This window comes from Cupriavidus sp. DF5525 (genome assembly GCF_040149425.2).
Classification (GTDB): domain Bacteria; phylum Pseudomonadota; class Gammaproteobacteria; order Burkholderiales; family Burkholderiaceae; genus Cupriavidus; species Cupriavidus pickettii_A.
In genome coordinates, this window is sequence record NZ_CP168265.1 from 2,119,337 (window position 1) to 2,133,439 (window position 14,103).

General features: G+C 66.5%; 10 protein-coding genes. 3 read left to right on the plus strand and 7 right to left on the minus strand.

What is annotated here, in order from left to right; all coding sequences use genetic code 11:
- Window position 1: 1 nt before the first annotated feature.
- From ABNX08_RS10010 to ABNX08_RS10040, 7 genes are read right to left on the minus strand one after another with little or no spacing between them, the layout of a single operon-like run.
- Complete coding sequence (locus tag ABNX08_RS10010; RefSeq protein WP_022535071.1) at window positions 2-295, minus strand: hypothetical protein; 294 nt, start codon at window positions 293-295, stop codon at window positions 2-4.
- Entirely contained in the window at window positions 292-2,484 is a 2,193-nt protein-coding gene (locus ABNX08_RS10015; RefSeq protein ID WP_349607244.1) for an ATP-binding protein, read from the minus strand. Before ABNX08_RS10015 ends, ABNX08_RS10010 begins: the two co-directional genes overlap by 4 nt.
- A 2-nt stretch (window positions 2,485-2,486) precedes the next feature.
- On the minus strand, window positions 2,487-3,668 hold the full coding sequence (locus tag ABNX08_RS10020; RefSeq protein ID WP_349607243.1) for a DUF4255 domain-containing protein: 1,182 nt from the start codon (window positions 3,666-3,668) through the stop codon (window positions 2,487-2,489).
- 3 nt (window positions 3,669-3,671) lie between these two features.
- Window positions 3,672-4,466, minus strand: coding sequence for a hypothetical protein (locus tag ABNX08_RS10025; RefSeq protein WP_349607242.1), 795 nt, complete (start codon window positions 4,464-4,466; stop codon window positions 3,672-3,674).
- Complete coding sequence (locus ABNX08_RS10030; RefSeq protein ID WP_022535075.1) at window positions 4,463-5,236, minus strand: hypothetical protein; 774 nt, start codon at window positions 5,234-5,236, stop codon at window positions 4,463-4,465. Before ABNX08_RS10030 ends, ABNX08_RS10025 begins: the two co-directional genes overlap by 4 nt.
- 4 nt (window positions 5,237-5,240) lie before the next feature.
- The gene (locus tag ABNX08_RS10035; protein WP_022535076.1) at window positions 5,241-5,759 is read right to left on the minus strand and encodes a phage tail protein; all 519 of its coding nucleotides are present in this window, start codon (window positions 5,757-5,759) and stop codon (window positions 5,241-5,243) included.
- A gap of 12 nt (window positions 5,760-5,771) precedes the next feature.
- Complete coding sequence (locus ABNX08_RS10040; protein WP_022535077.1) at window positions 5,772-7,805, minus strand: phage tail sheath C-terminal domain-containing protein; 2,034 nt, start codon at window positions 7,803-7,805, stop codon at window positions 5,772-5,774.
- A gap of 286 nt (window positions 7,806-8,091) precedes the next feature.
- On the opposite strand from ABNX08_RS10040, the gene ABNX08_RS10045 reads away from it, so the two are divergent.
- The 3 genes from ABNX08_RS10045 to ABNX08_RS10055 all read left to right on the plus strand — a co-directional run bounded on the left by ABNX08_RS10045 (window position 8,092) and on the right by ABNX08_RS10055 (window position 14,102).
- Entirely contained in the window at window positions 8,092-9,609 is a 1,518-nt protein-coding gene (locus tag ABNX08_RS10045; protein WP_349607241.1) for a TIR domain-containing protein, read from the plus strand.
- A gap of 461 nt (window positions 9,610-10,070) precedes the next feature.
- Window positions 10,071-10,829, plus strand: coding sequence for a hypothetical protein (locus tag ABNX08_RS10050; RefSeq protein ID WP_349607240.1), 759 nt, complete (start codon window positions 10,071-10,073; stop codon window positions 10,827-10,829).
- A gap of 90 nt (window positions 10,830-10,919) precedes the next feature.
- Window positions 10,920-14,102: a CHAT domain-containing protein gene (locus ABNX08_RS10055; protein ID WP_349607239.1), complete on the plus strand. Its 3,183-nt coding sequence runs from the start codon at window positions 10,920-10,922 to the stop codon at window positions 14,100-14,102.
- Window position 14,103: the final 1 nt, after the last annotated feature.

Genomic DNA, 14,103 nt, shown 5'->3' on the forward strand with positions numbered 1-14,103 from the left:
GTCATTCTCCGTGGCCGGTGCTGGCGGCGATCCGTTGCGCCATGCGCGCCGCGAGCGTGGCGGCGTCGGGCGCGGCCTCCAGGCCGATGCGGCCGGCTTCGATACGGGTCGTCCCGGGGCGAGCGCCGACCGGCACCGGGTGCAGCGCCAGCGCCTGTGCCAGCGCCTGCTCCAACGCGTGGGGCAGCAGGCGGGCCGCCTCCCCGGCGGTAAGCGCGGAAACGCCGCGCAGGTCGAGTTCGAGGCGGTCGATATGCAGGCGCCGCGGCGGGCGCGCCTTCCTGTCCGTGGTCATCGCAGGCTCCTTTCCGCTGCCACCAGCGGCGCATAGGGTCCGTACTGATCGAGGCTGCTGGCGCGCTCCAGCTTGTCGTACTCGCGCTGCACGGCGCGGATCACGGCCGGCATGGTCAGGGTCCTGGGCGCGCCCTCGGCGGCGCTCTGCAGGCAGGCATGAAACACAATGGCGCGGATATGCCCGCCGGCAAGGGCGAAGCGGCGCATCAGGAAATCGAAGTCAAGCGCGCTCGCATCCACGCCGGGCGGAATCACGCTGCGCCAGATGCGCAACCGTTCCTCGGGCCCCGGCAGTGGAAATTCGACGGCGAAGCGCAGCCGCCGCAGGAAAGCCTCGTCGAGGTCCTTGCGGCGATTGGTGGCGAGAATGGCCAGGCCCTTGAAACGTTCCATGCGCTCCAGCAGGTAGCTGATCTCCAGGTTGGCAAAGCGGTCATGCGCATCCCTGACCTCGGTGCGCCGGCCGAACAGCGCGTCGGCTTCGTCGAAGAAGAGCATGACGTCCGAGGTGTCGGCGGCATCAAACAGCCTGCGCAGGTTCTTCTCGGTCTCGCCAATGTATTTGTTGACCACCTGGGACAGGTCGATCCGGTACAACGGAAGTTCCAGCGTCTTTGCCAGCGCCTCGGCGCACATCGTCTTGCCGGTGCCGGGCGGGCCTGAGAACAGCACGGCCAGCCCGCCGTCGTTCCAGGCTCTTGCCGTTCCCCACTCGTAGTGGACGCGGGTCAGGTTGCGCATCGCCACAACGATCTCGTCGATCTGGCGTGCCTGCGCCGGCGGCAGCATCAGTTCGCCGAGGTCGAAGCGAGGCACCACGGGCTGGGCCAGCGTGCCCATGTCGAGATCGGCGCGCGCTGCGGCAAACAGCGCTTCGCTGGTCGGCGCATGGCCCAGCGACGCCAACTCGGCGCCGACCCGGGCAATGCCACCGTGCTCGTAGCGGAAGCGCCGTGCCACTTCCGCCAGCGCAGGATGCCGGGCCATCGATGGCACCGCGGCGCGCCAGTATGCAAGCCGTTCGGCATAGGAGGAGGGCGGCAACGTGACGGTGGGCAGCACTTCAGCGCCGCGGTCCAGCATCGCAGCCAGTGTTGCCACCAGCCCCGTCCCCGCGGTCGTAGCGGCTTCAGCCTGATCCTGCAGGCCAATAAACACGGTCAGCGGCAGGCTGGAGAGCGGCGTGGAATCGGCCACCGCTTCATGGCCCGGCACGGCGTCGCCGGCCACGCCCAGCCATTTGCCTGGCAGATACAGGGCATGGCCGCGCAGCCATGCCACGGTCAGCAACTGTGGCAGATGCTCGCGCGCGCATCCGGGTGCCGGCCGCACGGTGGCGATATCCAACGTGGCGGTGCAGGCGGCCAGCCATTGCGCGAGCGGTGCCCCGGCGGCACCGGCCAGCGGCACGATGCGCAGGCGGTGCGACGAGGACGGTGTCCGCAATGTCGCCGACACGCGGGCGGCCAGCATCCCCGCCGCTGCAGGCGGCGCCAGCGCGTCGACGCATTCGAGCGCATCGGGCAGGGCGCCGGCTGGAAACAGAAGCTCTCGCGCCACCAGCGGCGCGACGGTCATCGGCGCCTGCCAGAGCGCGTGCCCGGGCCCGGCCACCAGTGCCAGCAGGCCGTGGCGGGCCAGCACATGCCCGGGGCCAAGTTCGCGAACCACCGCGTCCGGCTCGTCCCACAGCCTCTGCGCCAGCGCCAGTGTCGGGTCGCCACGCTGCGCATCGCCATTGCAGGTCGCGATCACGTGCGAGCTGGCGCTGTCGAGGCAGGGTAGCAGCGCCAGGGCCAGCAGGAAGCACTCCACGGGCTGCAGCCGCAGGGTCTCGGTTACCCAGCCAAATGAGCCACGGGCACAGGCGGATGGAAGCGGTGGCGGCAGCGCAATGCGTTCGCTCAGGTAGCGCGCCGTGACGTCGTTGTCGAAGAACTCGCGCTTCTTGCGCGCATAACGTGCCAGGTCAAGGGCAACGAGCGTACGGTCGGCGAAGTCAGGCCGTGCCGCCGCCTCTTCGCCAACTGCCTGCTGCAGCCCCTGCTCGCCCCACAGCCAGCAGATTTCACGGCGCAGGCGCAGCGTCACCTGGCGCAGCCAATAGCGGGCGAGCGCATCGCCGCCTTGCGCGCCGGGAATGAAGGCGACGGGTTCGAGCCATTCCTCGACGGGAAGCCGGTCCATGGTCAGGGCACCGTCACCAGGGGGCTGGCTTTCGCCTGCTGGCTGTTTACGCACAGGATCACGCGGTAGTCGCCAGCGGATATGCCGGTGATCGCACCGGAGATGGTCAGGGTCTGCTGGTCGGGCGCACTGGCAAACGTGTCGAAGCTGCGTACCGTGACACCGTCGGCCGGACGGTAAAGCGAAACGACGATGTCGTCGGTCTGGTTGCCCAGCAGCAGGCCAGTCAGCGTCAGGTCTCCTCCGGCGATCGCGGCGTCTTCCAGTGTCGGCAGCAGGCGCACGGGCAGCAGGTTGCCGGAACGGGTGCGCGTGGCCGACAGCCGGCGCCGTGCGACCAGCGGCAGCTCGCCCGCCGATAGCGACGTGCCGGCGGCGATGGGTCCCTGCGGATTGCCACCCGGATCGCCCTCGGCGGTGACGCGCAGCCGGTCAGGCAACCGTTGCACCGGCGTGAGCACGATATTGCCCAGCACGATTTCCAGGTCGTCGCCGGTAAGCTCGTCGCCGAACAGCTCGATCGTCTCTCCGGCTTCGAAAGCGCCGGGCTCGATGCGCGCCAGGCGGGGCCCGAGCGTGGGCAGCACGGTGATGGCGATGCCGTCCTCGCCGATTACCGTCTGCAGCGCGGTCCGGTAGTCGATGCCCACCAGCAGCGAGTTGCGTGGCGGATGGCTCGGTACGATCATGACCGGCCGCATCTGGAAGGCAGCGGACAGGCGGTAGCGCTCGTCGGTGCCTTGCATGACCTTGGACAGCAGTTCCACGCCGGATTCATCGAATGTCAGCTTGAGCGGCTCCGGGTTGGCTTGAAGGGCGAGCCGCACGTCGGGCGCCACCAGCGGGTCGAGGCGCAGGTAGTTCAGCTCCTGCAAGGCCGCCATGCCCTGGCCAAGCATTTCGTGCGCGGCTGCGCTGTCGCTCTCCTCGCGGTCATCGAAGGCGGTCAGCAGGTACTTCAGCACCAGCCACAGCGGCGGCGGCTCGCCTTCGTGCAGGGACTGGTTGCGCAGCGTCGCATCGAAGGCGGCTTCATAGAGGAAGAGGTTCAGCTTGGCGGTGGTATTTGTCTCGGCGGCCAGCTCTGGCTTGCCGACGCTGACTTCGAAGCTGCGGCGGATCAGGTGGTCCCGCAGCAGGCGGGTCACCGCGCCGATCGCCCTGCCGGTGTCAGCCAGCGCCATGGCTCAAATCCTGCGCAGGGCGCGCCGCGACAGGCCGGAACGAAGGGCCGGCGCGGGGGGTTGCTGCGGCGCAGCCGGGCTGGCCGGCGCGACGGGCGGCGGGGCGTCCACACGCAGGTGAATCGCGCCGATCGAGACGGCCACCGTGTCGGGCGCGGCCGCCGCTACCGGCGGCTCGGCCCATTCCGGTTCGGGCCGCAACCACGCTGCATTGCTGTCACCTGGTACGGAAAGGGGCATTGCGGGCGCGGCTTCCGGCAGGTTGGCGCTGGCCTCTTCCATGTACGCGCTTGTCTGTGTGGCACCGCGTAGCGCTTGCGCCCCGGATGCCCGGGCGGGCGCGGACTCCTCCGGCTCCGCGCTGGAGATCCAGCGCAGCGCGGCCGCGATCATTGCCTGCGCCGTCGGAGGCGTGCCGGCGCGCGCAGCTTCAGGCGCAGCGGCCAATGCCGTGGGCGACGCCTCGCGTTCTGGGGCGGTGGGGACCAGGCCTGCCGCGGATGCTGGCACCGGCGGTGTTGGCAACTCGACGCGCTGCCGTGGTATCTCACCGGGCATGCCCGCCGCAATTGACCTGGCCTCCGTCAGGGGCTGGCTGGCGGCCGCCGCGGCGGGCCGGGCCGTGGACTTCGGCTCGTCCACCAGTTGTACCGGCCCGTCGGCGCCCGGCGCGGCATCGGGGCCAGCATCGTCCGGGCCTGCCTCGGCGAGCGTCGCAGTGACGGGCCGTGCCGGTGATTCGCCCGACCCGACGTGAATCCCGCCGGCTTGCATCAGCGCGCCAAAGTAGTCGCTCATGGCGTATCCCCAATCCAGTCCAGGTAGCGCTTGCGGCGTGCTGGCGGTACCGCCAGCACCTCGCGCTCGCTCCAGCCAAAGTGCGTGGCCAGCAGGTGGATTTCGCGCAGCAGCGCAGTCTGACAGCGGCGCAGCCGCGCCAGCACGATCTGCTCCAGGTCGACACGCACCTCATTGCTCTCGCCGCACACCGGGCAGTGGCAGGCGACTGTGAACGCCACCAGCGGATCCAGCGCCGCCAGCGTCTCCGCGAGCTCCGCTTCATCGTCGATGGTTATCTCGCCTTCGACGATCAGGCTGTCGAGCATTGCCCTGACGGCGGCCTGGCGCGTGCCTGCGGGGCAGGCCTGCCGCCACGCCCGCAGGTCGGCGCCACGGGGGCGTCGCACGGAAACCGCTCGGTGGTGGGCGTCATCGCCCAGCGTCAGCCGCACGACATCTTCTGCCGGGACCTGGGCCATCAACATGGCCAGCGGCAGCTCGAATTCGAACCGTTCGGCGCATGCGCTGCTGCCGCAGGCGGCCTGCAGTTCGAGCCGGTCGGTCGCCTCCGTCGTCGCCAGCACGCGCAGCAGCGCGCCGATGCGCGCGCTCACCGGTTGTGCCCACCAGTAACGGGCATCGCGCGGGGCGGCGCACGACGCCAGCAGGGTCGTCACCAGCGCCTGGCGGTCGTCGGTGCCAAAATCCACATCCAGATCATCGGCGCCGCCGAACGCACGCCAGCCGGCGCGCCGCCTGTGCTGCGCGAGCCGCTGCGGCGTGGCCATGAGTTCAAGCTCCCGTGACCGGCTCGGCCGGTTCGGTCACATCCAGGTCGCGCTCCCAGCCTTCGTTTTCGAGCTTCAGGGTCTGGATCAGTACCGCGTTGGCATTGGCGTCGAGGTCGGCCACCGCCTGGAACTCCGAGACCCAGCAGCGGTATACCTTGTAGGCGAGGACCACCTGCCCGGTCTCGTTCATGATCTCGATCAGCACGTCCTTGCGGAAGTCCTTCAGGCTGACCTCGGCGCCGAGCCCGCCGCCGACATGCCAGATCTTGTTGGCCCAGTTCTCGAACTCCGGGTCGTGGGTGACACCGCGTTCCAGCGTCAGCGCCTCGTACTTGGTGCGTCCGGGCGACTTGCGCGAGGTGGACGGGTCCCCGCCTTCGCGGTGCTCGACCACTTCCGTGCTGCGCTTGAGCGCGCCGATCTTGCTGACGCCGGCGACATAGCGCCCGTCCCACTTGATGCGGAATTTGAAGTTCTTGTACGGATCGAAGCGGTGGGTATTGACGGAAAACTGTGCCATGATCCGACTCCCTTACGGTTCCAGCGCGCCGGCGATCTGCTGGATCGTGATGACGACGAACTCCGCGGGCTTCAGCGGGGCGAACCCGACTTCGATATTGACGATGCCGCGGTTGCGATCGTCCTGCGTCGTGGTTTCCTTGTCACACCTGACGTAATACGCCTCCTGCCGCGTCATTCCCTGGAACGCCCCCTGGCGGAACAGCCCGTTCATGAACACGCCTACATTGAGGCGGATCTGCGCCCACAGCGGCTCGTCATTGGGTTCGAACACGACCCACTTCGTGCCGCGGAACAGCGACTCCTCAATGAACAGCGCCAGGCGCACGATAGGGATGTACTTCCATTCGCTGGCGAGCTGGTCGGCGCCGTCCAGCGTACGAGCGCCCCAGCAGAGGTTGCCGTACACCGGGAAGGTCCGCAGGCAGTTCGCCGCCAGTGGATTGAGCACGCCGTTCTGCAGGTCGGTCAGCTGATAGGCCAGCGCCTGCACGTTCTGCAGGCGGGCATCGGTACCGGCGGGGGCTTTCCATACACCGCGGCTGGCGTCCGTGCGCGCATAAAGCCCGGCGATGGTGCCCGACGCGGCGATGCTCCTGAGCCGGTTGTTGTTGGCGGGGTCGGGCGCGAACGTACGCGGGAAATAGACCGCCGCGTTCTTGTTGCGCAGGCCGTCGTTGTCGGCGAGCCAGGTCTGCATGGCTTCCAGGGTGGCGGTGGTCTCGGGGATGTCGATCAGCAGGAAGCCGCGCCGCGCGGCGATATAGGTGGTCGCTTCGCTGTACAGCGCGGACATCTCGTTCGGCGCCAGGTCAGCGGCGCGAGGAATGCAGAGGATGTTGACCAGGTCGACATCCTCCAGCGCGTACAGCCCGGTCTTGGTCAACGCCTCGCCAGTCAGCGCGGGCCCCTCGACCGGCGCAATGCCGTCCTGTCCTCCGGCGAGCTGGTGTTGCTGTATGTTGGGGTTCAGGCCGGCGGGGAAGCCGAGGTCGCCCGAGGCGGGCCCCACCACGTCGAGCGTGGCCCCCGCCAGGTAGGTGGGGCTGGTGCGTCCGCCCTGTACCAGGAAGCGGAATGGCGCGCTGGCGCTGCCGTTGCCGCGCAAGACCACGGTGGCGCCGGCCAGCACGGCGCGCTCCGAGTCCGCTGTCACCGCAGGCAACAGCGCGGTGGCGCGGATGGCGGCTTCGACGAAGGGGCGCACGGCCTGGTATGTGGTGGGCGTGGCGCCGCCGTAGTCCAGCGTGGCGGTGTGCGACACGCGAACCACGGCCGGGGAAACATCGCCATTGACGGTGACCGTGAAGGTATCCCCATCGTCGGGGATGTCGGGCGCGCCTGCCGCCAGCTCGTTGCCGAGCGTGCCGGTCGCGGCCGGTCGCGTCAGCGGGTCGGGCAGGTCCGCCATATCGGCCGATCCGTCCAGCACGCGCCGATCCAGCTGCACGATGCGCGAGCCCGCATTGACCACCGCCAGCGCGAAGTTCGGACTGGCGCTGTCCATCGTCAGGTTGCGAAAGGTTTCGCTGCGCAGCAGTCGGCGCACGCCGTTCTGGAGCACGACCTCGCTGACGTGCAGGTTGAAGGTGTTGGCCGGGTCGCTGGTCTCGTAGTCGATATCGAGCATCACAGCGTTGCCCCAACTGCCGGGATTGACCGCGACGGCACCGCGGATCTGCCGGCCGGCCAGCACGCGGAACATCGGATCGCCGCTGCCCGCGGGCCCGTCGGTGACCACTGCCCGTGCTTCCACGGCATTTTCGGTTGCCGTGGCGCTGCCGGTGGTACCGACTCGCACCACCCAGCATTCGCTGCCGCCGTTCTGGAAGAACTGCTTGATGCCATAGCTGGCGGGGCTGTCGATATGGATGCCGCCGAACTCGCGCTCGAAGTCGGCATACGACAGGCACTGCACCGCCTCGTCGAGGGGACCTCGCGGGAACCAGTCGATGAACGCGGCAATGGATGTCGCCACGCCGGTGATGGTCCGTACGCCGCTGGACTTTTCCTGGATGTACACACCGGGGTAGCTGACCGTTACCATAGCCTCTCTCCTGGAGCCCGTCTCGGCCCTGTCTAAGATAGTGGTAGCGCTCGCCCGGTGAATTGAATTTAATTTTCTTCTGATCAAGACGCGGGTGAAAACGTATCATCCGCGAAACTCGCTCGATCGGCTCGTCAATTGCCGCTTGCGGGGAACCGCATCCTGGTATTAGTTGGTCCTGTGACATGCCGAAAGCCCGCGTGAGGCGCTGTTGGGAATCGCCATCCCGGACTGAAAGCCGTTCGACTCTGGCCTCGACTCGCGAATTTCCCCCGAGGAGATGGGCGTGCGTGCAATCTTCATCAGCTATCGCCGGGATGATGCCGAGGGCCAGGCCGGGCGCCTGTTTGACGATCTCACCGAACATTTTGGTGACGACGCAGTGTTCATGGACGTCGCTGGCATCGAGCCCGGCCGCGACTTTCGCAGTGTGATTGACCAACACGTCGCCTCTTGCGGTGTTCTGCTTTCGATTATTGGCAAGAGCTGGCTTACGACTTGCGACGAATCGGGCGCGCGGCGGCTCGATGATCCGGCAGATTTTGTCCGCCTTGAAACGGCATCGGCACTTCGGCGTGACATTCCGGTCATACCCGTTCTGGTGCATGGCGCGACGATGCCCCGTGCAGAGGACTTGCCCGAGGACATGAGAGAGTTGGCGTTTCGCAACGGCGTCGAGCTAACGCACGCACGTTGGGAATCTGACGTTCAGCTACTCGTGAAGGCTCTGCGTCCCTATGTGCAGTCGAAGCAGTTGCCGACAAGGCAGGATCGCGAGACCACGCCGCCGGCGCGGTCCGCGCTGGCGCCCGGTACCCGTATGGTCCTGGCAGGCGTCGGAGCAGGACTGGTGCTGGCGGCCGGCAGCTATTTGTGGCATCAGCGCTCTGTCAATGAGGCATTAGCGCCCGAACCGCAGCACGGGGAGCGCGCCAGTCATCCTGTCCCGGCTCGTGCTCCTGCCAATGCTCCTGGTACCGCGCCGGTGACCGCCCCGGACTCAGTACGTCCGCCTTCGCCCCAGAGTCCCCGTGAGCCGCGTTTCGCAACCATCTGGGAAATCGCGCAGGGCCAGGCCTGGGAGGCCCGGCACGGGCTGACGTCAGAAGAGCTTCAGCACGAACTGGACACGCTTGCTGGCCAGGGATATCGGCTTGTGGATCTGAGCGGCTACGCTGTCGGAGGGCAGGAACGCTACGCCGCGATCTGGCAAAAGGGATCGGGTCCTCCCCGGGAAGCGCGGCATGGCTTGACTGCGAATCGATACCAGCAAGAGTTTGACCGCCTGGTCGCTCAAGGATATCGCCCTGTCCATGTCAGTGGCTACGCTGTCGGTGACCAGGTTCGCTTTGCAGCCATCTGGGAAAAGGACGCGGGCGTCGCGTGGGTTGCACGACATGACTTGACGCCAGGTCAGTTTCAGCGCCAGTTCGAGCGGCTCACCACAGATGGCTATCGGCTCGTCGATGTCAGTGGGTACGTGCGTGAGGGGCAGGATCGCTACGCCGCTATCTGGGAGAAGAGGCCTGGCCCCGACTGGGAAACGCATCACGGCATGTCGCCGGAACTCTACAAGCAGGAATATGACCGGCTGGCCCGGCAGGGCTATCGTCCCGTACGGATCAGCGCGTGGGGTGCCGGGAATACGACACATTACGCCGCTATCTGGGAGAAAGGGGAAGGATCCAAATGGGCCGCTGAACATAGCGTGCCGTCAGGGCAGTATCAGGCGGCATTCACTTCAATGAAGCGGGCGGGCTATCAACTCATGAGCGTCACCGGCTATCAGCCAGGCATTGAGTAGCAGGTGCGGGCACATTCTCGCCAATGTGGCGAAAACAAATTAAATCCTGAGGTCAATAAAAGTGAAAGTGTTACATAAATGAAATTTTGTGTGAGCGGACGCATTTGCATCTTGATGGTTGCCTTTTTGCTAATAAAGTAAATAGATCCATCTTTTCGGGGCATCTGGCGAGACCCTTGATAAGTCAGACAAAGGGAAGCAGGGATGCCGATATTCGGATGGATCGACCCTGAGAGGTCATAGAGTCTCCTGCGAGGAGACCAGACAGCGAGTCTCTGTTCTTGTCCACCGTCTTGGGGGATCGGTGGGCAAGGCGCCACGAAGCAGGCCGCCATGGCCGGCTTGCGGCCGACCGGCGCACCCTGATGTCATTCCCCAGTACCGACGGACCTTCTGGACGGCTGCGTTGACGCCATCCTCAGCAAGGGAAGTCAGATGGACTGCCTACAAGGGGATCGCACATGTCTTCCTTCGACGAACTGCTCGCTGAAACGATTAGCACTCCGGGGCTGCTCGGGGCTTCTGACATGTCGCAGGATGAGGAACGCAAGCTCTTCGAGAGCGAGAATCCGCCCCCGGAGACCTCGATGCTGCTCGGTACGGCCATCGTCTCCACTCGCGCAATGGACATGATCGTCGCGTTCGAGGTGAGCAGCGAAGCCGCCTACACCCGGTTGTATCGCCATCCGGTATGGCCACACGGCAAGTCAGGCGTCACGATCGGGATCGGCTACGACATCGGCTATGTGACCGCGGACGTGCTGGCGACCGACTGGACCGGCGCGATCGGCGATCCTGCCGTCGGCACGCTGAAGCCCGCATGCGGAAAAACCGGCGAGGCTGCCCACCAGATCCTGCCGCAGATGAAGTCGGTAGACGTGCCGTTCACCGCCGCGGACGCGGTATTCAAGAAAACCGTCATGCCGCGCTTCATCGGCCGGACACTCGCGGCGCTGCCGCCTGCCGCGGAGAACCTGACGCCCGATTGCCTGGGCGCGCTGGTGTCGCTGACCTATAACCGGGGAGCTTCCTTCAACGCCGCCGGGGATCGCTACCAGGAGATGCGCGCCATCCGTGACGATATTCAGGCGGGACGCCTTGCCGACATCCCGGCGCAGATCCGTGCGATGAAGCGCCTGTGGGCGGGCAAGCCGGAGATGGCGGGCCTGCTGCGACGGCGCGACCTGGAAGCCCTGTTGTTCGAGCAGGGACTGGCCTGAACCACCGCCGCAGGCTGGTGCCTGCGCGCCAACGGGGACAGAGCGTGCGCCGGGGCGCTGGGCAACCCGGCCGGTGAGAGGGAGGCTGCCATGCCGATTCGCCAGATAGCCGGTACTGATATCGAGTATTTCCTGGTGCTGTTCGACGAGGAGGGACGCGAACGGCCGGAGCCTGACGGCTCGCTGCTCAGCGCCGCCATTTGCCAGCGGCTCTCCGACCCCGGCGTGCCGGTGACCGACGTATTCGTCTGCAGTCATGGCTGGCAGGGCGACGTGCCTGCCGCCATTGCCCAGTACGACAACTGGATCCGCGCCATGGCCGCCTCCGAGGCTGATCTGGCTGTGATGCAGGTCAACCACGCGGGCTTCAACCCCCTGGTGATCGGCATTCACTGGCCCAGCCTGCCGTGGGGCATGGAGACGGTACCCGCGGAAGGGGCGGCCGTGCTGTCTGCCGGACACGATGCTGACGTCAACGCCCTGGCCGCGCAACTCGGCGAGAACGCGCGCGAGACCATCGCGAAAATCTTCGCCTATGCGGAGACGGCCAGCAGCACCGCGCTGACGGCCGCCATCGAGGATGATTTCGCGGCACTCTTCCAGCTTTCCGGCCTGCGGACCGGCAGTGCAAACGGGCGTCCGGGTGCGGACCAGGACGGCTTCGATGCGCAGGCCATCGTCGCGCAGGCTGAAGGGAGCGACGCTGGCGATGCGGCGAGGAATGTGCAAGTACTGGGCTTCGGCAGCCGGGCAAAGGATGCCATTCTGGCCCCGCTGCGCCAACTCTCCTTCTGGAAGATGAAGGATCGCGCGCGCCGCTTCGGCGAAACCGGCGCACATGGGTTGCTGATCGCCATGCAGGAAGCGGCTCCCAAGGCGCGCTTCCACCTGATGGGTCACAGCTTCGGCTGCATCGTCGTGTCCGGAACGGTGGCTGGCGAGTCGGGTGGTGCCGCGCTGCGGCGCCCGGTGGAATCTCTTTTCCTTGTCCAGGGCGCGCTTTCGTTATGGTCCTATGCCGACGATGTTCCTTATGCGCCAGGTACCCCAGGCTACTTCCGGCGTATCGTTGCAAACGGCATGGTGCGTGGGCCGATCCTGACCACGCGTTCAAGGCACGACACGGCGGTCGCCAAGTTCTATCCGCTGGGCGCTGGCGCCAAAGGACAGTTCCTGCTTGGCGACGACTTGCCGAAGTACGGCGGCATTGGCGCATTTGGCATCCAGGGGAGTACCGGCATCGTCGACATGCCGATGGCGGCCAGCGACTTGCCCTACGACTTCAGTGAAGGCAGCGTCTTTAACCTTGAGGCAAGCAACGTCATCTGCAACGGCGGTGGCGCGGCCGGCGCGCACAACGATATCGCGCATCCCGCTGTCGCGCATGCTTTCTGGGCCGCGGCGATACAGGGATCAGCCCGGCCCTCAGTGCTGGCGCCTGAGTGGGGAACAGCTTTCGAGCCCTCCACACCCCCGACAGGATTCGGCGTCGGCACGGGGACGCCTGGAGGCACGGGTACCGGGACAGGCACGGGGACTTCGCGAGGTGTCACGCCGGCGCCGTCTGTCCCGCCCGCGGACGGTCGAGGCCTTCTGGGCATCGACGAGGAGCTTCTCGCACCGCCAGCACCGGACCAGCAGCAGGCACCCGCCCCGGCCGAAGAGTCGGGGCCACCGCGCTGGATCCACGCTGAGTTCGAGGGACTCGCACCGGAGGCGCCGGTGGTGCAGGGCCAGTGGTACACACTTGCCTTTGACCTGGATGTCGTCCGGCGTGAAGCTGCACTTGTGATCGCGGATGTACCACTGCCAGAAAGCGGCCTGTTCGCGCCGGAAGCCAGGGACGTCGTGTTGACGGTGCAGTTGGACACCGATGACTTCGAGACGTCAGGCCACACCAGCCAGATGCGCGTGCCCCGCGTGGGCAAGGGCTTCACCAAAGCCCGTTTCGACGTGTCGCCACGGAAGAGCGGGCCATGCAAGCTCAAGGCAACCATCCTTAAGGATGGCCAGTTCATCCAGCAGATGGACCTGACGATCCTTGTGGGCGTGCCGGGTGCGCCCACTGAGGTCAAAACGCGCGGACGCGCGCTGAGCGGAGTCGCCGTGCTGCAGCCGCGCGATCTGAGCCTGCAGATCTATCCGGGCAGCGCCGGCAGCTACGAGTGCGTGGTGTGCGGCCCTGTGGCCACCCGGGTGCGGCTGCCGATCAATGCCGGCTTGATTGACAGCTATATCAACAGCGCCCGTGCGGAACTGATGAAGGTAGTGATGCACCAGGACCCTGCTGGCCGCTACGTGTTCCAGCGCGACATCGACATCGCCCCCGACGCGCAGGAAAAAGCCCTGCAGATCATGGCCCGGGCTGGCGCGCTGCTGATGCTCAAGCTCTTCGAAGGTGCGGGCGCGGGAGACGACGCCAGGGCGGTTGGCAGGGCCTTGCGCCAGTTGAGCACCAATCCGGACGTCCGCCTCAGGATCCAGGTTGTCGCCGAGACGCTGCCGATTCCCTGGCCACTGCTCTACATGGGAGACGTGAGCGGCGCAGCGCCGCTGGACTGGAACAATTTCCTTGGCATGCGTCACATCATCGAGCAGATTCCGCTGCAGAACCCGATGGCCGTGATGGCACCGGAAATCCCCAGCACCCCGGACCTGAAGGTCAGCCTGAACTTCAATGCGGGCATCGATGCGGCGATGGGCGTGGACTTCGTCCAGTCCCAGCGTAGCTTTTGGAAGGACCGCGCGGGCATCGCCGTGACAGACCGCGCCACGCCGACCGATTTTATCGGCGCGCTCAACAACCGGGACACGCCGGACCAGATTCTCTACCTGTACTGCCACGCGGTATCGCGGGGTCTGACGGAGGCTGGAGGACCCGGCGCATCGAGCCTGGCGCTGACTGACGAACTGATCAGCCTTAACGACCTCGATCTCACCGCGCCTCGCGCCGTGCGGCTGGGCGGCCAGCCGCTGGTCTTCATCAACGCGTGCGAATCTGCCGAGATGTCGCCAACGTTCTACGACGGCTTCGCACCCTACTTCATGGACAAGGGCGCGCGCGGCGTCATCGGCACGGAATGCAAGACGCCAGCCCTGTTCGCCAGGGCGTGGGCAGATCGATTCTTCGAGCGCTTCCTGCACGGCGAACCGCTGGGCGAAGTCGTGCTCGGCCTGCGGCAGGAGTTCCTCAAGGCGCATGGCAACCCGCTGGGGCTGCTGTACGCGGTGCACTGCGATGCCGACACTGTCATCCGGCCGGCGCTGAACTGAG

Coding starts and splice junctions, on each gene's coding strand:
- ABNX08_RS10035 (WP_022535076.1), bottom strand. CDS start 5,759: ATGGCACAGTTTTCCGTCAATACCCACCGCTTCGATCCGTACAAGAAC.
- ABNX08_RS10025 (WP_349607242.1), bottom strand. CDS start 4,466: ATGAGCGACTACTTTGGCGCGCTGATGCAAGCCGGCGGGATTCACGTC.
- ABNX08_RS10030 (WP_022535075.1), bottom strand. CDS start 5,236: ATGGCCACGCCGCAGCGGCTCGCGCAGCACAGGCGGCGCGCCGGCTGG.
- ABNX08_RS10015 (WP_349607244.1), bottom strand. CDS start 2,484: ATGGACCGGCTTCCCGTCGAGGAATGGCTCGAACCCGTCGCCTTCATT.
- ABNX08_RS10010 (WP_022535071.1), bottom strand. CDS start 295: ATGACCACGGACAGGAAGGCGCGCCCGCCGCGGCGCCTGCATATCGAC.
- ABNX08_RS10040 (WP_022535077.1), bottom strand. CDS start 7,805: ATGGTAACGGTCAGCTACCCCGGTGTGTACATCCAGGAAAAGTCCAGC.
- ABNX08_RS10020 (WP_349607243.1), bottom strand. CDS start 3,668: ATGGCGCTGGCTGACACCGGCAGGGCGATCGGCGCGGTGACCCGCCTG.
- ABNX08_RS10050 (WP_349607240.1), top strand. CDS start 10,071: ATGTCTTCCTTCGACGAACTGCTCGCTGAAACGATTAGCACTCCGGGG.
- ABNX08_RS10055 (WP_349607239.1), top strand. CDS start 10,920: ATGCCGATTCGCCAGATAGCCGGTACTGATATCGAGTATTTCCTGGTG.